Origin of the sequence: Streptomyces sp. NPDC048411 (assembly GCF_040704695.1) — a bacterium.
Classification (GTDB): Bacteria; Actinomycetota; Actinomycetes; order Streptomycetales; family Streptomycetaceae; genus Streptomyces.
Genome location: NZ_JBEZKL010000018.1, coordinates 30,478 through 50,952, shown reverse-complemented (window position 1 = coordinate 50,952; position 20,475 = coordinate 30,478). Strand labels below are relative to the sequence as shown.

General features: G+C 68.3%; 17 protein-coding genes. 4 read left to right on the top strand and 13 right to left on the bottom strand.

The annotated features are described in order from the left end of the window. Window positions 1-41: 41 nt before the first annotated feature. From AB0915_RS09760 to AB0915_RS09745, 4 genes are all read right to left on the bottom strand, one after another. On the bottom strand, window positions 42-1,718 hold the full coding sequence (locus AB0915_RS09760) for an LCP family protein (RefSeq protein ID WP_366690567.1): 1,677 nt from the start codon (window positions 1,716-1,718) through the stop codon (window positions 42-44). A 20-nt stretch (window positions 1,719-1,738) separates the two neighbouring features. After that, window positions 1,739-2,356: a nicotinate-nucleotide adenylyltransferase gene (gene nadD, locus AB0915_RS09755; protein WP_366139088.1), complete on the bottom strand. Its 618-nt coding sequence runs from the start codon at window positions 2,354-2,356 to the stop codon at window positions 1,739-1,741. A gap of 38 nt (window positions 2,357-2,394) precedes the next feature. Beyond that, complete coding sequence (locus tag AB0915_RS09750) at window positions 2,395-2,559, bottom strand: hypothetical protein (protein ID WP_366690566.1); 165 nt, start codon at window positions 2,557-2,559, stop codon at window positions 2,395-2,397. 84 nt (window positions 2,560-2,643) lie between these two features. Continuing rightward, window positions 2,644-2,796: a hypothetical protein gene (locus AB0915_RS09745; protein WP_366690565.1), complete on the bottom strand. Its 153-nt coding sequence runs from the start codon at window positions 2,794-2,796 to the stop codon at window positions 2,644-2,646. 109 nt (window positions 2,797-2,905) lie between these two features. Between AB0915_RS09745 and AB0915_RS09740 the strand changes: the two genes are divergently transcribed. After that, entirely contained in the window at window positions 2,906-4,012 is a 1,107-nt protein-coding gene (locus AB0915_RS09740; protein ID WP_366690564.1) for a M48 family metallopeptidase, read from the top strand. On the opposite strand, the gene AB0915_RS09735 is transcribed toward AB0915_RS09740, so the two are convergent. From AB0915_RS09735 to proB, 5 genes are all read right to left on the bottom strand, one after another. Next, a complete protein-coding gene (locus AB0915_RS09735) occupies window positions 3,957-5,117 on the bottom strand; it encodes a hypothetical protein (RefSeq protein ID WP_366690563.1) in 1,161 nt (386 codons plus the stop codon). The two genes, AB0915_RS09740 and AB0915_RS09735, sit on opposite strands and share 56 nt — an antisense overlap. 228 nt (window positions 5,118-5,345) lie before the next feature. Next, complete coding sequence (locus tag AB0915_RS09730) at window positions 5,346-5,945, bottom strand: hypothetical protein (RefSeq protein ID WP_366690562.1); 600 nt, start codon at window positions 5,943-5,945, stop codon at window positions 5,346-5,348. A 65-nt stretch (window positions 5,946-6,010) separates the two neighbouring features. Continuing rightward, window positions 6,011-7,294 carry a glutamate-5-semialdehyde dehydrogenase gene (locus AB0915_RS09725; RefSeq protein ID WP_366136354.1) on the bottom strand — a complete coding sequence of 428 codons (1,284 nt, stop codon included), beginning with the start codon at window positions 7,292-7,294 and terminating at the stop codon, window positions 6,011-6,013. Window positions 7,295-7,373: 79 nt separating this feature from the next. Beyond that, window positions 7,374-7,886 carry a hypothetical protein gene (locus tag AB0915_RS09720; RefSeq protein WP_366690561.1) on the bottom strand — a complete coding sequence of 171 codons (513 nt, stop codon included), beginning with the start codon at window positions 7,884-7,886 and terminating at the stop codon, window positions 7,374-7,376. Window positions 7,887-8,029: 143 nt separating this feature from the next. Continuing rightward, window positions 8,030-9,136 (bottom strand): glutamate 5-kinase, encoded by a 1,107-nt coding sequence (gene proB / locus AB0915_RS09715; RefSeq protein ID WP_366690560.1) that lies wholly within the window; start codon window positions 9,134-9,136, stop codon window positions 8,030-8,032. 371 nt (window positions 9,137-9,507) lie between these two features. On the opposite strand from proB, the gene rfbC reads away from it, so the two are divergent. Continuing rightward, a complete protein-coding gene (gene rfbC / locus AB0915_RS09710; RefSeq protein WP_366690559.1) occupies window positions 9,508-10,107 on the top strand; it encodes a dTDP-4-dehydrorhamnose 3,5-epimerase in 600 nt (199 codons plus the stop codon). 68 nt (window positions 10,108-10,175) lie between these two features. Here rfbC and rfbD read toward each other — a convergent pair whose 3' ends face one another. The 4 genes from rfbD to galE all read right to left on the bottom strand — a co-directional run bounded on the left by rfbD (window position 10,176) and on the right by galE (window position 14,363). Beyond that, complete coding sequence (gene rfbD, locus AB0915_RS09705; protein WP_366690558.1) at window positions 10,176-11,072, bottom strand: dTDP-4-dehydrorhamnose reductase; 897 nt, start codon at window positions 11,070-11,072, stop codon at window positions 10,176-10,178. Further along, window positions 11,069-12,055, bottom strand: a complete 987-nt coding sequence (gene rfbB, locus AB0915_RS09700; protein WP_366690557.1) for a dTDP-glucose 4,6-dehydratase — start codon at window positions 12,053-12,055, stop codon at window positions 11,069-11,071. The genes rfbD and rfbB overlap by 4 nt, the downstream gene beginning before the upstream one ends. Then, complete coding sequence (locus AB0915_RS09695) at window positions 12,052-13,122, bottom strand: glucose-1-phosphate thymidylyltransferase (RefSeq protein ID WP_366690556.1); 1,071 nt, start codon at window positions 13,120-13,122, stop codon at window positions 12,052-12,054. Before AB0915_RS09695 ends, rfbB begins: the two co-directional genes overlap by 4 nt. A 269-nt stretch (window positions 13,123-13,391) precedes the next feature. After that, window positions 13,392-14,363, bottom strand: coding sequence for a UDP-glucose 4-epimerase GalE (gene galE, locus AB0915_RS09690; RefSeq protein WP_366690555.1), 972 nt, complete (start codon window positions 14,361-14,363; stop codon window positions 13,392-13,394). Between the two features lie 281 nt (window positions 14,364-14,644). Between galE and AB0915_RS09685 the strand changes: the two genes are divergently transcribed. Together AB0915_RS09685 and AB0915_RS09680 are read left to right on the top strand one after the other, a co-directional pair. Beyond that, window positions 14,645-16,876, top strand: a complete 2,232-nt coding sequence (locus tag AB0915_RS09685; RefSeq protein WP_366690554.1) for a CDP-glycerol glycerophosphotransferase family protein — start codon at window positions 14,645-14,647, stop codon at window positions 16,874-16,876. Between the two features lie 23 nt (window positions 16,877-16,899). Then, entirely contained in the window at window positions 16,900-20,475 is a 3,576-nt protein-coding gene (locus AB0915_RS09680; protein ID WP_366690553.1) for a CDP-glycerol glycerophosphotransferase family protein, read from the top strand.

Genomic DNA, 20,475 nt, shown 5'->3' with positions numbered 1-20,475 from the left:
CGGAGATCGTTCCCGGAGATCGCCCAGGAAGTGGAGCCCGATTATTTGATCTTGTAGTCCTGGCCGAGAACGACGGACACATCCGCGTTCGCGGCAGGCTTGCCCTGCTTCACCGCGCTCACCGGCAGGCCCAGGGTCTTGGCGACTTGGGTCGCCTTCTCCTTGTCGGCCGCATCGCGGTAGAGGACCTCGGACAACACCTCGGTGCCGGTGTTCCCGCCGCCGACGAAGGCATAGCCACCGTTGACCAGCTCGATCCGGGCGGACTCCGTACCGCCCGCGTTCCCGGTGCCGTTCCTGACCCCGACCCGCACGGCCGCGTCCTGGTCCGGTGACTTCACCGTGCCGCCGAGGATGTCCTTGACGACACTCTCGGTGGCCGCGTCGGTCAGGGTTCCGTCGGCCTGCACCGGCAGCACCGCGGTCTTGTAGTCGCCGACCTTGGCGTGTTCGGCGAGCTTCGCCAGGGACGCGCCGAGGTCCTTCTCCGGCAACGACGGGTCGAGGATCTGCGCCAGCGTCTGCACAGTGACCGTGGCGGCCTTCGGATCGTCCGAGATCTTCCGCAGCACGCCACGCATGACCTGCCCGAACCGCATCAACTGCTTCGCCTCGGCCTCACCGGGGCCCCGATAGGTGGCGTACGCGACGGCCATCTGCCCGCTCAGGGTCTGCGCCTCGCCCTTCTTCACGAGGGGAGACACGCCCTTCTTGGTGTCGGGTACATCGGTGTCGGTGTCGACCTCGATGTTGCCCACCAGGTCGACGAGGTTCTCCAGGTACGGGGTGTCCAGCCGCCACGAACCGGAGATCCTGGTGCCGAGCAACGTGTCGATCGACTCGCGGGTGCCGCTCGAACCGTCGTCGTCGACGGACTTGCCGAGGGTGGTCGTGTTGCCCTCTTCGTCGGAGACGGCGAGGGAGTTGGGGAGCAGGACCGTGGTCCCCTGCTTGGTGGTGACGTTGTCGACGAGCAGCGCCGTGGAGGTGCCGCCCTTCTTGGTGTTGTGCAAATGGACCACGATGACATCGCGCTGCTGCGGACCCGTCGTCGCGGTGTTCTCCTTCTCCGAGCCGCCGAGGCCCGGGAGTTTGCCCGCGGACCAGAGGTAGCCGACACCGCCGACGACGACGAGGGCCACCACGACCACGAGCGCGACCATCCGGTTGCGGCCGCGTCGCCGTGCCTCCTCGCGCCGCTCGCTGCGGCTCTCGGTGAACTTCAGCCAGTCGATGACATCTTCGGAGTCCTCGTCCGGCTCCTCGATGAAGGAGTACTGCCCGGTGCCGTCCTCACGGTCCCCGCGGCGCTGCTCCGGAACGGCCGGCTCGGGCTCGGAGTCAAACCCGGACCGCGGTTCAGGCTGCTGCGGGGCGGGCGCGGGAGCGGGCGCGGGAGCCTGCTGCGGGATGCTCCACTGCGCGGTGGCGTCGACCGCGGCCGGCTGCCGGCCGGTGTCGTAGCCGTACCCGTCGTAGCCATAACCCTGCTGCTGGGAGGCATACGGGTCGTACTGCTGCGACTGCTGCTGGCCGTACGGGTCGTATCCGTACCCTTGCTGCGCCTGCTGCCCCTGCTGCGCGTACGGGTCGTACTGCTGCGGCTGCTGTTCCTGCTGCTGCCCGGGCTGCTGATACACCGGCTGCCCGTACTCGTCGTAGCCGACGATCTGCGGCTGCTGGTAGTACGGGTCGTACGGGTTCTGTCGGTCGCTCACCGGTCCCCCCTCTCCGTGGCTCATTCGCCGCGGTACAGCTGGCGCTTGTCGATGTATCGGACCACGCCGTCGGGCACCAGGTACCAGACGGGATCCCCGTGCGCGACCCGCTCACGGCAGTCCGTGGACGAGATCGCGAGCGCGGGGACCTCCACAAGAGAGACACCGCCCTCCGGCAGCCCGTCGTCCGTGAGCACATGCCCCGGCCGCGTCACACCGATGAAGTGGGACAGCGAGAACAGCTCCTCGGCGTCCCGCCAGGTGAGGATCTGGGAGAGCGCGTCGGCACCGGTGATGAAGAAGAGGTCCGCGTCGCCGTGGATGGCACGAAGGTCCCGCAGCGTATCGATCGTGTACGTCGGTCCGCCACGATCGATGTCGCTGCGGCTGACCGAGAACTGCGGGTTGGACGCCGTCGCGATGACTGTCATCAGATAGCGGTCCTCGGCCGGGGACACATTCTTGTGGCTCTTCTGCCACGGCTGCCCGGTCGGCACGAAGATCACCTCGTCGAGGTGGAACCGGGCGGCCACCTCGCTGGCCGCCACCAGGTGTCCGTGATGAATCGGGTCAAACGTCCCGCCCATCACACCGAGTCGGCGTCTTGCGGCACCGGTAGGCACTTCCTGCTCTCCCATGCGTGCAGACCCTACTGGCACAGCTGTACGCCTCGGCCTCAGCGGTCGCGGTTGAAGCGGGTGGTGATCCACAGCAGGAGCAGCAGTACGACGAACGCACCGCCACCGGTCAGGTACGGGTTGAGGCTTTCGTGGTTACCACCGTGCTCGCCGCCCTCGGAGGCGAGAGTGACCAGCTGGTGCGCGGTGATTGTGAGGCTCATCTTCGGCAGGACCTATCGATCGGGAGTCGGAAGGAAGACGTCGCGGACATCGTATGCGGGTGCCTCGGACACGCTCACGCCGACTCAGTCGTTGTTGTCGTCGTTGCGGTATCCGCGGAGCAGGAACCACGCGAGCAGCGCCGAGCCGATGAGTGAGGCGAGCAGCACGATCCGGATGGTGTTGCCCGGGCCCTGGTCATCGGATGCGGCGGCGAGCAGAGCAACGGTGTGCGGCATGTTGGGCGTCTCCTCAGTTGTCCACAGCCCCCCGCACACCGTAGCCCCAGCACCTACGCTGGGATCTGTCAGGGGGCGAGCGACGTCTCGTACGAAGAGGGGGCCATCCATGACCGACAACAGCCACACGAGTCACGAGAACGTGCCGAGCAGGCAGCGCAGGCGTTTCGCAGGCATCTCGTCCCGGGCGTACGAACACCCGGCGGACCGCTCGGCCCTGGTGGCCCTGCGCAAGCTGAGCGGGTTCGACACCGTGTTCAAGGCCCTCAGCGGACTGCTCCCCGAGCGCAGTCTGCGGCTGCTCTTCCTCTCCGACTCCGTTCGGGTGAGCGACGCCCAGTTCGTCCATCTCAACGACATGTTGCGCGACGCCTGTTACATCCTGGACCTGGAGAAGGTCCCGCCGATGTACGTCACCCAGGACCCGAAGCCCAATGCCATGTGTATCGGTCTCGACGAGCCGATCATCGTGGTGACGACGGGGCTGGTGGAGCTGCTCGACGAGGAGGAGATGCGGGCGGTCGTCGGCCACGAGGTGGGACACGCCCTCTCCGGCCACGCCGTGTACCGCACGATTCTGCTGTTCCTCACCAATCTTGCGCTGAAGGTCGCCTGGATTCCGCTCGGCAATGTCGCGATCATGGCGATCGTGACGGCGCTGCGTGAGTGGTTCCGCAAGTCGGAGCTTTCCTCGGACCGGGCGGGACTGCTGGTCGGCCAGGATCTACAGGCGTCGATGCGTGGCCTGATGAAGATCGCCGGTGGCAACCATCTGCACGAGATGAACGTGGACGCCTTCCTCGCCCAGGCGGACGAGTACGAGAAGGGCGGCGACCTGCGCGACTCCGTGCTCAAGATCCTCAATATGCTGCCCCGCTCCCACCCGTTCACCACGGTGCGCGCGGCCGAGCTGAAGAAGTGGTCCGAGAGCCGCGACTACCAGCGGATCATGGATGGCCACTACCTGCGGCGTGATGAGGACAAGGACGCCTCGGTGACGGACTCGTTCCGGGAGTCCGCCTCTCATTACGCCGATTCGGTGCGAACCAGCAAGGATCCGCTGATGAAGCTGGTCGGCGACATAGCGGGCGGCGCCGGGGACCTGGGCGGCAAGCTCCGCGACAAGTTCACCGGCGGCGGCTCGGCCGGCAAGGGTGGCGCTACGGGTGGCTCCGAAGGGACCCGGCAGTCGGGGCCGGAAGACCCGGAGAGCTAGTAACGGGAGGGGCACTAGCGCTCACAGGAGCCCGGGACGGGCGGGCGCTGAGCTCCAGCGCCCCGCAGAGCGCCCCAGCGGGCCTGCCCGTGGCGTACGGGTCGGTGCCCGCCGGTCCGCGGGATACCGCCCGCTGGCCGGCGAGCAGCGGAAGCAGTGCGCCGGTCGTGTCGGCCGAGCACGCCTGCGGTCCGGCCTGGACGTAGCTGGTCCGCAGCTCCAGCCGGTGCAGCCGCAGGTCCTCCCGGTCGAAGCGGAACTGCAGCTCGCGCCGGACGGTGAACAAGGAGACGCCGCCCGCCTGTTGGGGGCCGGAGACAGCCGGGCGAAGGGCGTACGTGAAGGTGTGGTCCGACACCACCTCCAGGGTGTCGGACCCCTCCTCCGAGTAGGCCAGGGTGCCCTGGACCCGAATGCCGGGGTCGGCCAGTGCCACCTTCGCCGGGTCGAACCGCACCAGCCAGCCGGCCGCGGCGTGCCGCCCGTCGTCGTCCGGTCGGCTCATGCTCCGGTCGAACTGACTCACCTGGTCCGGGTCGAGCAGGAGCTTCACCGGCCGGGTGGCGCCGCGGGTGAGGACATCGGGGTCGAGGGAGGACGCGACCAGGTAGTCCTTGACCGTGGTCAGGGCCGTGATCACCTGACTGTCCGAGAAGTTGTCCGTCCGCCGGACCATCGGGAAGTTGATGCCTGAGGCACCTGTCCGGAACTGTGCGGCGGGGCTGGTGGCGAAGAGACCGGCGGCCGTTCCGCCGGGCACGGCGCCTCGGGGTGCCAGAGGTATGACGGTCGAGCGAAGTGCCTCGGCCCGTCGGCCGACGGGCGCCTGGTACGGATGCCGGAAGCCTATGTAGACGGCCGCGGCGAAGGCCAGGGCTATCAGGACGACGAGGGCCAGGACGGCCCGGGAGCCGGTGCGCAGGCGCCGGGCGGGGAGGCTGCGTACGGCGCGGGCGTGCTCGCCCATGCGTTCCTGGGCGGAGAATTCCTGGAGCCGGGCAGCACGGACGAACGACTCGTCGAAGACGACGGATCGGTACTCGTCCTCGCCGCCACCGGCTGCGTTCCCGGATGCTCCTTCTGGCGGTTCTTCACGGCCTGCCATGACTTCTCCCGACTCCACGTCACCGGCCGAGGCCGACACGCTACGCTCTGCTTCGGCCGATAGGCCTCGGGCAGGGCCTGTCCGTCACGAGTTCGCCTGTGCGGACGAGTGAGAAGCCCCCTCCGGGGGGAGGGGTCACACCTTCAGAGTAGGTCGATTGCCAAGAAGGTAAACGCCCTGGCGGGTGAGAACTCGGGCCGGGTTCTCATGCGCCGGGGCGGCTTCGCTTCAGGGCGTGCGCGGCACCATGGAGACCGCAGGCCGGGAATATCCGGAGGGGGCGGACGGGGCGGCATCGACACCCGGTGCGCTGTCCACGCCGGTCGAGGCGGGCGGCGGCACCTGGTCCTGCCGGTTGGCGGAGGCGCCCCGGTAGACCGCGCTGAAGGCCAGCGCGACCATGCCGATACCCATCAGCAGCGCGAGCAGCCAGGCCACCGGCCGGTGCCAGCGTGCGCCACCCCGGTAGGGGCGCAGGGCGCCTCCGTGGCGCCCGTAGGGGCCGTTGTCGTCGTCGCCCAGCCCATCGGGGTCCATCGGGTCGCCGTAGGGGCTTCCGCGGCCGTAGTCGCCGCCCGGGCCGTACCCATCGTCGAAGAACTCGTCGTCGCTGGGGCCGCCGCCTGCGCGGGCTCGGGCCGCCTCGGCCTCGGCACGCGCCTCGGCAGCGGCCAACAGCCGCTCCACCGCGGTGGGTTCATGGTACCCGGCGGCCCGGACGAAGTCCTCGTCGAACACCACGGAGGCGAAGTCCTCGTCCGCGCCCCCGCGGTCGTCGTCGGGCTCCCAGCCGTCCGGAAACGGCCTGCCCCCCACGTCGTCCGGCACAGCTTCAGCGTAGCCCCGGCCGGTCGTTTTAGGCAGGGAGAGCGCAAAATCGCCGGGTCCGGAGATCACCGAACGTGACCGTCACCGGTCACGATGTACTTCGTCGAGGTCAGCTCCGGCAGCCCCATCGGGCCCCTGGCATGCAGCTTCTGCGTGGAGATCCCGATTTCCGCACCGAACCCGAACTGCCCGCCGTCGGTGAACCGGGTGGACGCATTTACGGCGACCGTCGTGGAATCCACCAGTTGGGTGAACCGGCGGGCAGCGGCCTGCGAGGTGGTGACGATCGCCTCGGTGTGACCCGAGGACCAGAGCCGGATGTGCGCCACCGCAGCGTCCAGCGATTCGACGACGGCTGCCGCGATGTCGTACGAGAGGTACTCGGTCTCCCAGTCCTCGGGTGTCGCCGCCACGACGGTGGCCTTGGACCCGTCGGCGTACTCCAGCACCCGCTCGTCACCGTGGACCGTCACCCCTGCGTCGGCCAGCGCGTCCAGGGCCCGGGGCAGGAACTCCGCGGCGATGTCCTTGTGGACCAGCAGTGTCTCGGCGGAGTTGCAGACGCTCGGGCGCTGGGCCTTGGAGTTGATCAGGATGTCGACGGCCATGTCGAGGTCGGTCCGAGCGTCCACGTACACGTGGCAGTTACCGGTTCCGGTCTCGATGACCGGAACCGTCGATTCCTCCACGACCGTACGGATCAGCGAGGCGCCGCCGCGCGGGATCAGTACGTCGACGAGACCACGGGCCCGCATCAGTTCACGTACCGAGTCGCGGCTCTCGCCCGGCACCAGCTGCACCGCGTCGGCCGGCAGCCCGGACCCTCCGACCGCGTCGCGCAGCACCCGGACGAGGGCGGTGTTGGAGGCGTACGCGGACGACGAGCCGCGCAGCAGGACGGCGTTGCCGGACTTCAGGCAGAGCGCCGCGGCGTCCACCGTCACATTGGGCCGGGCCTCGTAAATGATCCCGACGACGCCGAGCGGCACCCGGACCTGGCGCAGGTCGATGCCGTTGGGCAGGGTCGAGCCGCGCACCACTTCGCCGACCGGGTCGGGCAGGGCCGCCACGTGCCGCACATCGGCGGCGATGGCCCGGATCCGCTCGGGGGTGAGGGTGAGCCGGTCGACGATCGACTCGCTGGTGCCGGCCTCGCGGGCGCGGGCGACGTCCTCGGCGTTGGCCTCGACGATCTCACTCGTCCGCACTTCCAGCGCGTCCGCGATCGCCAGCAGTGCGTCGTCCTTGGCCGCACGCGGCAGTGGCGCGATGTCGGCGGCGGCAGAGCGTGCCCGGTAGGCGGCCTGGGCGACCGGGGACATGTTGTCGTACGGCGAAAGCGTGGTCATGCCCGCAGGGTAGTGCGCACACTGCGGGCATCCCGCACGTATCCCGTGATGCGAGACAACCGTCCCAGGACGGGCCGGTTCAGTACGGGTGGACGCCGACCGGTGCAGCCGGCGGCGGCCCGTATCCCTCGGCGATCCGCTGGTGGTACGTCTCCCGGTCGATGACCTCCAGGCCGACGATCTCCCAGGGCGGCAGTTTGGCGCTGGAGCGGTGCTCGCCCCACAGCCGCAGCGCGACCGCCGCCGCGTCGTGCAGATCGCGGGCCTCCTCCCAGTAGCGGATCTCCGCGTGGTCGTTGGCGTACCGACTGGTCAGCAGGAAGGGGTGGTCATGCGCGAGCTGTTCCAGACCGCGTCTGACCTCCCTCAGCGGCGTCTCGGTGCCCGAGACGCTGAGCGTGATGTGCCACAGTTTCGACTGGGTGCGTTCCTCCTTCACCCCCACCGGCTCGGGGCCGGTGGTTCGGTCGGTGGCCCCGTCGACGGTTCTGTCCGCGGACCGGTTCCCGTCGAAGCCGGCATCTGCTCCGACGCTGGTCAGGGTGCGGCCACCCGTTCCTCCGGGCGGTGCCCCCGGGCGCGCTCGTCTCACCGGCGGCCTCCTGTGAATGCGTTGCTGTGCTGTACCCCGCTGTGTCCCCGTTACAAAGTTGACCAGTCCAGGGCCGGGCGTGGGGCGGTTTTCGTGAAGGTCTCCGCCGGAAGTCCGGACTTTCAGCCGATTCAGGGGGCCGGTCAGTGGTGCAGGAGAACCAGATCGTCCCTGTGTACGACCTCGCGCTCGTACGCCGGTCCGAGCTCGCGTGCCAGGTCACGGGTGGAGCGCCCGAGCAGCTGCGGAATTTCCTTGGCGTCGAAGTTGACGAGTCCGCGGGCCACGGGGCGGCCGCGCAGGTCGCGCAGCTCCACCGGGTCCCCCGCGGTGAACTCGCCGTCGACCGCGGCGATTCCGGCCGGCAGGAGCGAGCTGTGGCGCTCGACGACGGCCCGTACGGCCCCGTCGTCCAGGGTCAGCCATCCTTGCGGGGTGGAGGCGTGCGCCAGCCAGAGCAACCGGTCGGCCGAGCGGCGTCCGGTGCGGTGGAAGTACGTACCGGTGTCGCGGCCCGCGAGGGCGTCGGCGGCGCGGCTCGCGGAGGTCAGCACGACCGGCACCCCGGCGGCCGTGGCGATCCGGGCGGCTTCGACCTTGGTGACCATGCCGCCGGTGCCGACGCCCGCCTTTCCGGCGCTGCCGATGGTGACGCCCGCCAGGTCGGCGGGGCCCGTCACCTCGGCGATGCGTGTGGTGCCGGGGGTGCTGGGGTCGCCGTCGTAGAGACCGTCGACGTCGGAGAGGAGAACCAGCAGGTCGGCGCGGACGAGGTGGGCGACGAGCGCGGCGAGCCGGTCGTTGTCGCCGAACCGGATCTCGTCGGTGGCCACGGTGTCGTTCTCGTTGACGATCGGGAGCGCACCCATGTCCAGAAGCTGGTCCAGGGTGCGGTAGGCGTTGCGGTAGTGGGCGCGGCGGCTGGTGTCGTTGCTGGTCAGCAGCACCTGGCCGACGCGTACGCCGTACCGCGCGAAGGAGGCGGTGTAGCGGGCGACGAGCAGCCCCTGGCCCACGCTGGCCGCGGCCTGCTGCCTGGCGAGGTCCTTGGGCCGGCGCACCAGGCCGAGCGGTGCGAGTCCGGCCGCGATGGCACCGGAGGAGACGAGGACGATCTCCTTCTCCCCGCCGCTCCTGACCTTGGCGAGCACGTCGACGAGTGCGTCGACCCGGTCGGCGTCGAGGCCCCCGGCCGCGGTGGTGAGGGACGAGGAACCGACCTTGATCACGATCCTGTGCGCTTCGGTCACGCCCTGCCTTGCCCCTGCCACGTGCACGTTCCTGCCCTCGTCGTCTTCATCGGCTGCGTCTGCCTGGCCGTCAGGGTACGCGAGTGGGGTGGATCGCCGGACCGAACAGACGCTCCCGATAATCGGATTCCCGTTTTCCGTCTTCCGGTCGCGAAGTAATGACCGCACAGCCGATGAGTGGCGCGACAACGAAAGTCACATCAAATTATTCACATATTGCGTACCGCTGTAGACGGTCCCCACCATTGTGCGTCAATCCAATTGACCCTCGGGACATCTCATTCATCGCGGCCATGGGCGGCGACAATTCCCGTTTAATTGACCGTTGCCAATCCCGTCCGCCTCAAGCGCCGGAACAAGGATGTGATCGCATGCGGCAGCTCTCCTTCCCAGGGGCCTGGGTGCATGAGCCCAAGCTCTTCCCGGACAGTCGCGGCAGCTTCCACGAGTGGTTCAAGAGATCCGACCTCAACGATGCCGCCGGACACGGTCTGCAGCTGGCGCAGGCCAACTTCTCGATCTCCAGCCGGGGAACCCTGCGCGGCATCCACTTCGCCGATGTGCCGCCGAGCCAGGCCAAGTACGTCACATGTGTACGGGGCGTGGTGCTCGACGTCATCGTGGACATCCGGGTCGGTTCGCCCACGTACAAGCAGTGGGAAGCCGTACGCCTCGATGACGTGGTTCATCACGCCGTCTACGTCGCCGAGGGGCTCGGCCACTCCTTCATGGCGCTGACCGACGACACGGCGGTCGTCTACCTCTGTTCCGAGGGCTACGCGCCCGGTCGTGAACGCGGCATCAATCCGCTCGACCCCGAGCTGGGCATCACATGGCCCGAGGGCGTCACGCCCCTGCTCTCCGACAAGGATGCCGCCGCACCCTCGCTGGCCGAGGCCGAGGAGCAGGGATTGCTGCCGTCGTACGACGCCTGTCAGGCGTACTACGCGGAGCTGCGCGCCCGAGGCTGAACCGACCGGGACAGCGCGGGAAGTGCGGTCGCCCCCGAGCGCGAGTCAGCGGAGCTCACAGGCCGAGGTCACTGCTGCGCGCTGCGCCGTTCCGCTGCGAGCAGGTCCGGAAACGCTTCTTCCAGCGCCGTCCGCCAGTCACGGATCGGCCCCATTCCGGCAGCCGCCCAGCGGTCGTGGCCGAGCACACTGAAGGCGGGTCGGGGAGCGGGCCGGACGAAGGCGTCGCTGGTGGTGGGGCGGACGCGCGCCGGGTCGGCCCCGAGCAGCCGGAAGATCTCCCGGGTGAAGCCGAACCAGCTCGTCTCCCCGCCGCTGGTGCCGTGGTAGATGCCCGCGGGGGCGGTGCCGGCCAGCGCGGCCTGTCCGAGCCGGACGAGCCGGTCGGCCAGATCGGCAGTCCACGTGGGCTGCCCGCGCTGGTCGTCGACCACGTCGAGGATGTCCTTGACGCCCTCGAGTTTGATCATCGTACGCACGAAGTTGGGTCCGCCCGCCCCGTACAGCCAGGCGGTACGGACCACGTACCCGGTGTCCGGAAGGGTGTCCGACACCGCGCGTTCCCCGGCCAGTTTGGTCCGACCGTAGGCGCTGCGCGGCCCGGCGGCGGCGTCCTCCGGGTACGGCTTCTCGGCGTCCCCGGCAAAGACATAGTCGGTGGAGACGTGAAGGAGCACGGCGCCTTGCTCACGGCAGGCCGCGGCGAGGGTCTCGGGGCCCGTGCCGTTGACCCGCAGTGCCGCCTCCTCCTGGGACTCGGCGTCGTCGACGGCTGTCCAGGCGGCGCAGTTCACCACGAGGGCCGGGCGGTGGAAATCGAAGGCCGCATGCACCGAGGCGGGGTCCGCGATGTCGAGGGCCACGCGGTTCGCGGCGACCGCGGTGACAGACTCGCCTGCGAGCCGGGCCAGGACGTCCCGGCCGAGCATCCCGGCAGCTCCGGTGACCAGCCAGACGGGGCTCACAGCGCGGCCCTCTCCTTCAGCGGCTCCCACCAGGGCCGGTTGTCCCGGTACCACTGCACGGTCTCGGCAAGACCGGTACGGAAGTCTTTGCGGGGCTCGTAGCCGAGCTCCGTGCGGATCTTCGTGCAATCGACGGAGTAGCGGCGGTCATGGCCCTTGCGGTCCTCCACCTGGATGACACCGGTCTCCCAGTCGGCGCCACAGGCGTCCAGTAGCAGGGCGGTGAGCTCCTTGTTGGAGAGCTCGGTGCCGCCGCCGATGTTGTAGACCTCTCCGGCGCGGCCCTTCGTGCGGACCAGTTCGATGCCCTGCACATGATCGTCGATGTGCAGCCAGTCGCGGACGTTGGCACCGTCGCCGTACAGCGGGACCGGCTTGCCGTCCAGCAGGTTCGTGACGAACAGCGGGATGACCTTCTCGGGGAAGTGGTGGTGCCCGTAGTTGTTGGAGCAGCGGGTCACGCGCACGTCGAGTCGGTGGGTGCGGTGGTACGAGAGGGCGATCAGGTCGCTGGACGCCTTGGCCGCGGAGTACGGCGAGTTGGGTACCAGCGGGTCGGTCTCGGGCCAGGAGCCCACGTCGATCGAGCCGTAGACCTCGTCGGTGGAGATGTGTACGAAGGTCTCGATGCCGGCCAGATGCGCGGCGTGGACCAGCGTGTGGGTGCCCACCACATTCGTACGGACGAACTCGGCGCCGCCGTCGATGGAGCGGTCCACGTGGGACTCGGCGGCGAAGTGCACCACCTGGTCGTGCTCAGCCATCAGTTCGGCGACCAGCTCCGCATCGCAGATGTCCCCCTGCACGAACGCGAAGCCGGGGTGGTCGCGGACCTCGTCGAGGTTGGCGGGGTTGCCCGCGTAGGTGAGCTTGTCGACCACCGTGACGGCGACATGTCCGGGCCCCTGCGGGCCGAGCACCGTACGGACGTAGTGCGAGCCGATGAAACCGGCCCCGCCGGTCACCAGGATGCGGGTGGTCATGAGGAGATCTGCACCTTGCTGTGGTCACCGAGCACGAGTCGGTGAGCGGACGGGGAACGGGGCGCGGGGGTCACTTCGACGTCATGGCCGATGAGCGACGCCTCGACGCGGCGGACACCGTCGATCGAGGCGCCCCGCAGGACGATGGAGTACTCGATCTCGCTGTCCTCGATCCGGCAGTCCTCCGAGACCGAGGTGAACGGACCGACATACGCGCCACTGATCACCGAACGGGCTCCGATGATCGCGGGACCCACGATCCGGCTGCCGCTCACCTTGGCGCCCGCCTCGATCCGGACCCGGCCGATGATCTCGCTCTCGCCGTCGACATCGGCGCCTTCGACCGAGGGCTCGACGGTCTCCAGCACCGTCCGGTTGACCTCCAGCATGTCGGTGACGTTGCCGGTGTCCTTCCAGTACCCGCGGATCGTGGTGGAACGGACGTCGCGCTGCTGGTCGATCAGCCACTGGATGGCGTGCGTGATCTCCAGTTCGCCCCGCCAGGAGGGTGCGATGGAGCGCACGGCCTCATGGATGACGGAGGTGAAGAGGTAGACGCCGACCAGCGCCAGATCGCTCTTCGGCTCCTTCGGTTTCTCCTCCAGCGCCGCCACCCGGCCGTCGCCGTCGAGTTCGGCGACACCGAAGGCGCTCGGGTCGGGCACCCGGGTCAGCAGGATCTGCGCATCGGGCCGGTCGACACGGAATTCCTCGACCAGACCGGCGATCCCGCCGACGATGAAGTTGTCACCGAGGTACATGACGAAGTCGTCGCCCCCCAGGAAGCGCTGGGCGATCAGCACCGCGTGCGCCAGCCCGAGCGGCTCGTCCTGCGGAATGTACGTGACCTCGATGCCGAACCGGGAACCGTCACCGACGGCCGCGCGAATCTCTGCGGCGGTGTCGCCCACAATGATGCCGACCTCGGTGATGCCCGCTTCCGCGATGGCTTCCAGGCCGTAGAACAGCACCGGCTTGTTCGCCACCGGTACCAGCTGTTTGGCAGAGGTGTGCGTAATGGGACGGAGCCGGGTGCCGGCCCCACCGGAAAGTACGAGAGCTTTCATTTTCCCTGCCCGATGGTGAGACTCCGGCCATGTCGCGGCCGCGACCTTCGGGGCGATTTTACTGAGATTCTTTGTCCGATCTGCCACGAATGGACCCACGGAATCGAGATGCGCCCGATTGACACCAGAAAACATTTTCCCGCATCGCACATTTCTTCCCCTGTGACAGATAATCGACACGACGGTGAAGGGGCCCGCAGGAATGCGGGCCCCTTCACCGTCGCTGTTCGTCACGAGTGGCGGAGCCTACGAGTGGCGGCGGAGCGGCGTTACGGGTGGTGATGGAGCCAGCCCTGCCACGCGGAGTCGATCATCTCGTCCACTCCGTACACAGCCGACCAGCCCAGCTCCGTCCGGATCCGGTCGGCCCCGGCGACGACGCGCGCCGGGTCGCCGGGACGGCGGGCCGTCACCTCCGGGGTGAGCTCGCCCCGGCCGGTCACCTTGAGGATCCGGTCGACCATCTCCTTCACGGAGCTGCCCTCACCGCGGCCGATATTGAGCGTGAGGTCGGTACCGCGCTCGGCCTCGTCGAGCCGGCGCGCAGCCGCAAGGTGCGCGGAGGCGATGTCCTCCACATGGATGTAGTCGCGGACGCACGTGCCGTCGGGCGTCTCATAGTCGTCGCCGAAGATCCTCGGGCCCTCACCGGCCTCCAGTCGCTCGAAGACCATCGGGATGAGATTGAACACCCCGGTGTCGGCGAGCTCGGGGGAGGCGGCACCCGCGACATTGAAGTAACGGAGCGAGGCGCAGCGCAGCCCGTGGGCCCGAGCGGCCGCATGGATCAGCCATTCGCCGACGAGCTTCGTCTCGCCGTACGGGCTCATCGGCAGGCACGGGGTGTCCTCCGTGACGAGTTCCACATCCGGCATGCCGTAGACGGCGGCCGAAGAGGAGAACACCAGCCGGTCGACGCCCGCCGCGACCATGCTCTCCAGAAGAGTCTCGAGCCCGGTCACGTTCTCCCGGTAGTAGTGGAGCGGCCGCTCGACGGACTCTCCCACCTGCTTCTTTGCCGCGACGTGCACCACACCTGTTACACCGTGGTCACGGATCGCCGCGTCGAGCTGCTGTCGGTCGAGTACGCTGCCGATCACCAGGGGCACCCCGGCGGGCACCTTCTCGGCGCTTCCCGTCGACAGGTCGTCGTACACGACGACCGACTGACCGCCCGCGAGCATCGCACGCACGACGTGCGCGCCGATGTATCCCGCCCCACCTGTAACCATCCAGGCCATTTGCGCGTCTCCTATGCAAGGTCAAACCATCGGCTTCACTCTACGTGTGGGAAAAATGGAGTCGAGCAAATAGAACAGATCAGTACTACCGTTCAATATGCCCCCTCGTGGGGAAGATGCCAGGACGAACACTGCCGGGTGACGTCCAGGCCAACGCAGGGCCACGGCGCGACGACGACGATCAATTAGGCTGTCCGGGTGCTCCGGGGCCGTCTCGCCGTCCGGCAGCAGGAATCGGTGCCGCCACATGGCCCCTCGACAGCTCTCTGGACGGGTGAAGGATGCCTCGACTGACACTCATCGTGCCTGCATACAATGTGCAGGGGTACATCCGGGAGTGCATCGACTCCGTACTCCAGCAGGACTTCACCGACTTCGAGGTCGTTGCTGTCGACGACTGCTCGCCGGACGGTTCAGGCGAGATCATGGACGAGTTCGCCCGTCGCGACTCCCGCGTGCGTGTCCTGCACCTCGCCGAGAATGTGGGCCTCGGCCGCGCCCGCAACGCCGGCATCGAACTGGCAACCGGTGACTACCTGCTGTTCCTGGACAGCGACGACACCCTTGCGCCCGGGTCCCTGAGCGCCATCGCGCGGCGGCTCGACGCGACGGACGACCCCGACGTCCTGATCTTCGACTACACGCGCGCCTACTGGGACGGCCGGCTCTTCCCGAACCAGCGCGCCGACCTGCTCACCGAGACCGGCCCCGCGGTCTTCTCGTTGGCGGACCGGCCGGAGCTGCTGGACCTGTTGCAGATCGTATGGAACAAGGCATACCGGCGCGATTTCGTCACCCAGCACGGCTTCCAGTTCCCGCCCGGTTATTACGAGGACGCCCCCTGGACGTACTCGACGCTGATAACAGCGGACCGGATGGCGGTGCTCGACCGCACGTGCGTCCTCTACCGGCAGCGCCGCGAGGGCGGCAACATCCTCCGTACGGTCAGCCGCAAGCACTTCGATGTGTTCGACCAGTACGACCGCGTTTTTTCCTATCTGGACGCGCGCCCCGAGCTCGACCAGTGGCGGCCGGCGCTCTTCCGGAAAATGACCGACCACTATCTGACCATCATGGAAAAGCCGGGCCGGCTGCCGCGGAACGCACGGTCCGAGTTCTTCCACCGCGCGTCCGCGGACTACAAGCGCAGGCTGCCGGACGGCTTCGTACGCCCCCCCGGCGGCCGCGGCCACAAATACGCGCTGCTCGGCATGGGCTCCTATCCGACACTGGCTGCCGCCACCCGGGCCCGTCGGCTGCGCAACCGGTCCCGCCTGCGCAACCGCGAGCGCGTCGGCCGTGCCAAGCGCGCCGCCATGGGGATGTTCTACCAGTCCCAGCTGAGGATGGGACTGGACGACAATCTGGCCGTGTTCTCCGCCTACTGGAGCCGCGGCTACTCCTGCAACCCCGCGGCCATCGACGCCGAACTGGCCCGGCTGGCCCCGCACATCCGCCGGGTCTGGGCGGTCAGGGCCGACCAGGTCGGCCGCGTGCCCAAGGGTGTCGACGTGGTGGTCGTGGGCTCCCGTTCGTACTGGACGGCGGTGGCGCGCGCCAAATACCTGGTCAACAACGTGAACTTCGCCAACGCGGTGGTCAAGCGCGAGGGCCAGATCCATCTGCAGACCCATCACGGCACCCCATTGAAGATCATGGGGCTCGATCAGATGAACTTCCCGGCGTCCACGAACATGGACTTCGAGGACCTGCTCAAGCGCTGCGACCGCTGGGACTACAGTCTCTCCGCCAACCGGTTCTCGACCACGGTGTGGGAGCGGGTGTACCCGTGCCGGTACACCTCCCTGGAGACCGGTTATCCGCGTAATGACGTCCTGGTCAACGCCACCGCCTCGGATGTGGCCCGGGCCCGCCGCGAGCTCGGGCTGAAGGACGGCGCCAGGGTCTTCCTGTACATGCCGACCCATCGCGAGTACCAGAAGGACTTCACCCCGCGGCTCGACCTGCCTCGGCTGGCCGATGAACTGGGCGAGGACGTCACCCTCCTGGTGCGCGGCCACTACTTCTACAAGCCGAACGGCCGGCTGGCCGAGCTCCAGACCAGCGGCCGCATCATCGATGTCTCGGCGCACCAGCGCGTCGAGGACCTCTACCTGGCCTCGGACGCCCTGATCACCGACTACTCGTCAGCGATGTTCGACTATGCGAATCTTGACCGGCCGATCGTAATTTTCGCCGACGACTGGGACACCTACAAGGTGGTCCGCGGTACGTACTTCGATCTGATGGCCGAGCCCCCCGGCGCCGTTGCGACCAGCCAGGCGCAGCTCACCGAGACGCTCCGGTCCGACGAGTGGCGCAGCGAGAGCGCCGCCGCCCTCCGCAGCGCGTTCCGCGATCGCTTCTGCGACTACGACGACGGACACGCGTCGGAGCGTGTCGTCCGCAAAGTCTTCCTGGGCGAGGAAAAACTCCTTCCCGTCGTGCCGCTCGCCGACCGCAAGCCGGTACCCACCCCAGTCCAGGCGCTCGAACCGGTCGAGCGGGTCTGACCCGAAAGGAATCCTGAAAAGACATGGCCCCTCGGCTCAGTGTCATCGTCCCCATCTACAACGTGGAGCGCTATCTCCCGGCCTGCCTCGCCTCGCTGGCGTCGCAGACGCTGCGTGAGATCGAAGTCCTGATGGTGGACGACGGGTCCCCGGACAACTCCGCGGCGATAGCCGCCGAATACGCGGCCCGCGACCCTCGGTTCACCCTCATACGCAAGGAGAACGGCGGTCTCGGCGCGGCCCGCAACACGGGTATCGCGCACATATCGCCCCACGCGGAGTTCCTGACCTTCGTCGACAGCGACGACATCATCCCGCCGGACGCCTACCGGATGATGACCGCGAGCCTCGACGAAAGCGGCTCCGACTTCGCCACCGGGAACGTCTTCCACCTCAAGGGCGAGAAGTCCTGGCAGGTGCCGCTGCTCAAGATGCTGGCGGGCGAGGCCCGCAAGCGGACGCACATCTCGAAGAACCCCAAGCTCGTCGCCGACCGCATCGCCTGCAACAAGGTGTTCCGGCGCACCTTCTGGGAGAAGCACGGGTTCGCCTTCCCCGAGGGCATCCTGCACGAGGACATCCCCGTCGTCCTGCCGGCCCATTACCAGGCCGAAGCGGTCGACATCATCGGTGAGCCGACCTACTTCTGGCGGCTGCGCGAGGGCGAGTCCGCCCCGTCGATCACCCAACGCCGCCGGGAGCCCCAGGCGATCAGGGACCGGGTCACCGCGGTGAGCCTGGTCAGCGACTTCCTCTCCCAGCAGCAGGGCCCCGAGTTCGCCGAGTACAAGCGGCAGTACGACGACCGCGTACTCCGTGACGACCTGCGGCTGTTCCTGCGGGTGCTGCCCGACGCGACCGCAGAGTTCCACGAGGCGTTCCTCGAGGCCGCCAACCGCTACCTCGACACGATCGACCCGCAGATCGTCATGGCCCTGCCCGCGGACCTGCGGGTGCAGTGGCTCCTCGTGCGTAAGCACGCCATGCCTGAGCTGATCGCGCTGCTGGCCTCGCAGCGCCGCAAGGAGCCCGTCGAGGTCTCCGGCGGCTTCCGCAAGTACGCGAGCTTCGCACCGCTGGAGTCGAGCTCCGTCGAGCTGCCCAAGTCCGCGCTGCGTATCGACCGGGACCTGGACCTGCGCGCGCCGCTGCGCTCGGTCGAGTGGAAGGACGGCCGGCTGGTACTGTCCGGCGACGCCTGGATCGACAAGATCGACATGTCGTCGAAGCGCAGCAGTATCAAGGTCGTCCAGCTCAAGCGGGACAACTCGCGGCGCCGGCTGTTCCTGCCCGCGAAGAACGTCCACCGCCCCGAGTGCACCACCGGCTCCGGCCAGAAGCGCTACAACTACGACTGGGCCGGCTGGGAGCTCGAACTCGACCCCGCCAAGTTCCGTAAGGGCGGCACCTGGCAGGAGGGTCTGTGGCACGTCGGCATCAACGTCTACTCCTCGGGCCTGGTGCGGCGCAGCGGTGTGTGGGCGCGCGGCGGGTCTGCGGCCAACTTCCCGCCGTACCAGTGGCTCGACAAGGACTTCCGGCTGCTGCCCAGCGTCGAGCGCAGCGCGCTCAAGCTCCGCATCGAGAAGGTCCTCGCCCTCGTCACCGACCGCCGGCTGGACGGCGACCAGCTGGAGATCCGGGGCGAGCTGCGGGTCACGCTGAAGCAGAGCGAGACGCTCGACCTGCGGCTGACCAACCCCAAGAGCGGTGAGATCAAGAAGTTCCCGGCAGCCGTGGAGCGGACCGGCGACACCGCCACGTTCCGCGTGCGCGTACCCGTCGCCGAGGTGGCCCTGCTCGCCACCGACGCGGTGGACGAGAAGGCCCGTCCCGAGCGCCGGCTGTGGAGCACGGCCCTGCTCGCCACGGACTCCGACGGCACGGAGCGCCAGTTCAGCAGCGTCGTCCGGGAGGGCCTGGCCGACCTCCGCCTCGACCTGCCGGAGAGCTTCGGCGACGAGGGCGCCCATCAGGAGCTGGCCCTGGTCTCGGGCCACAACGGCTATCTGAAGATCATCGGCCGGACGCGGCGTGTCGTGATCACCGACGTCGCCGAGCGCGACGGCCACATCGTCGTCAGTGGCCACACGAGCCCCCGGCTCGTCGGCGCCGATCTGGTCCTCAAGGCCCGAAACCGCTTCGACGAGCGAGTGACAGCCGTCCAGTGGGCCGCGGACGGGACCTTCACCACCTCCTTCGACCCGTCGGTCATGGGCGGCTCCGGCCAGGTTCCGCTCAAGGCGGGACGGTGGAACCTCTTCCTGAGGTCCGGACAGGAGGACGTCCCGGACGCGGCCTTCGTCATCGACCGGCTCGCCACCGCCCAGTTCCCGCTGCGCACCGAACTGGGCGGCCGCCGCTACTGGTTCGAGCACCGCTGGGGCGACTTCCCGCAGCTCAACTGCCGTTCCGAGCTGAGCGACATGGAGCTCGGCCCGTACCGGCAGCTGCAGTTGCGCCGCGAGGTGTACGAGCCCGGCCGCGAGAAGCCGCTGCTCGACCAGGTCTTCTACCTGAGCTACAACGGCAAGCAGTACTCCGACAGCCCCCGTGCCATCCACGAGGAGCTGCTGCGCCGCGGCAGTGACCTCAAGCACCTGTGGGCCGTCCGCGACGGGCAGGTCGTCCTGCCACCGGCCACGGAGAAGGTCCGCATGTGGGGCCGCGAGTGGTTCGAGGCCCTGTCCAGGTCCCGGTACATCGTCACGAACGGGCACCTGCCCGAGTGGGTGGTGCGCCGCCCCGGCCAGGTGATCGTGCAGACCTGGCACGGCACGATGCTGAAGAAGATCGGCCATGACATCGAGACGCTCTACTTCGACCGCGAGTACCAGAACCGGCTGGCGCTCGAGGCGAACAACTGGAGCCTGCTCGTCTCGTCCAACCGGTTCAGCACGCCCATCCTGAAGCGCGCCTTCTCGTACAACGGCGAAATCCTCGAGGCCGGCTACCCGCGCAACGACTATCTCTACTCCCCCGACCGGGAGAAGATCGTCGAGCGGGTCAAGGAGAAGCTCGGTCTGCCCGCCGGAAAGAAGGTCGTCCTCTACGCGCCGACCTGGCGCGACGACCAGTCGCACAGCGCCGGCCAGTACCTGTTCGATCTGCGACTGGACCTGGACGACGCGCGCCGCCGTCTCGGGGACGACCACGTCCTGCTGATCCGCCGCCACTCCAACGTGGTCGACGCCGTGCCGGGGGCCGGGAACGGCTTCGTCTGGGACGTCTCCGAGTACCCGGACATCGCCGATCTGTATCTGGCCTCCGACATCATGATCACCGACTACTCGTCCGTGATGTTCGACTACGCCCACCTCAAGCGGCCGATGCTCTTCTTCACGTACGACCTGGAGCACTACCGCGACACCCTGCGCGGGTTCTACTTCGACTTCGAGGAGGACTCCCCCGGCCCGCTGGTCCGCACCTCGACCGAACTGATCGACTCGATCCGGGACATCGACACTGTCTGGCCCCGGTACAGCGAGCGCTTCGACCGCTTCCACCACCTGTTCTGCGACCTGGACGACGGCTCGGCGTCCCAGCGGGTCATCGACCACATGCTGCAGCAGGCCACCGAGCTCGCCGACAAGGAGTAA

What these genes read in the sequence shown, in the direction of transcription:
- nadD (WP_366139088.1), bottom strand. Translation starts at nt 2,356, where the DNA reads ATGGGAGAGCAGGAAGTGCCTACCGGTGCCGCAAGACGCCGACTCGGT.
- AB0915_RS09750 (WP_366690566.1), bottom strand. Translation starts at nt 2,559, where the DNA reads ATGAGCCTCACAATCACCGCGCACCAGCTGGTCACTCTCGCCTCCGAG.
- AB0915_RS09745 (WP_366690565.1), bottom strand. Translation starts at nt 2,796, where the DNA reads ATGCCGCACACCGTTGCTCTGCTCGCCGCCGCATCCGATGACCAGGGC.
- AB0915_RS09740 (WP_366690564.1), top strand. Translation starts at nt 2,906, where the DNA reads ATGACCGACAACAGCCACACGAGTCACGAGAACGTGCCGAGCAGGCAG.
- AB0915_RS09735 (WP_366690563.1), bottom strand. Translation starts at nt 5,117, where the DNA reads ATGGCAGGCCGTGAAGAACCGCCAGAAGGAGCATCCGGGAACGCAGCC.
- AB0915_RS09725 (WP_366136354.1), bottom strand. Translation starts at nt 7,294, where the DNA reads ATGACCACGCTTTCGCCGTACGACAACATGTCCCCGGTCGCCCAGGCC.
- rfbC (WP_366690559.1), top strand. Translation starts at nt 9,508, where the DNA reads ATGCGGCAGCTCTCCTTCCCAGGGGCCTGGGTGCATGAGCCCAAGCTC.
- rfbB (WP_366690557.1), bottom strand. Translation starts at nt 12,055, where the DNA reads ATGACCACCCGCATCCTGGTGACCGGCGGGGCCGGTTTCATCGGCTCG.
- AB0915_RS09695 (WP_366690556.1), bottom strand. Translation starts at nt 13,122, where the DNA reads ATGAAAGCTCTCGTACTTTCCGGTGGGGCCGGCACCCGGCTCCGTCCC.
- galE (WP_366690555.1), bottom strand. Translation starts at nt 14,363, where the DNA reads ATGGCCTGGATGGTTACAGGTGGGGCGGGATACATCGGCGCGCACGTC.
- AB0915_RS09685 (WP_366690554.1), top strand. Translation starts at nt 14,645, where the DNA reads ATGCCTCGACTGACACTCATCGTGCCTGCATACAATGTGCAGGGGTAC.
- AB0915_RS09680 (WP_366690553.1), top strand. Translation starts at nt 16,900, where the DNA reads ATGGCCCCTCGGCTCAGTGTCATCGTCCCCATCTACAACGTGGAGCGC.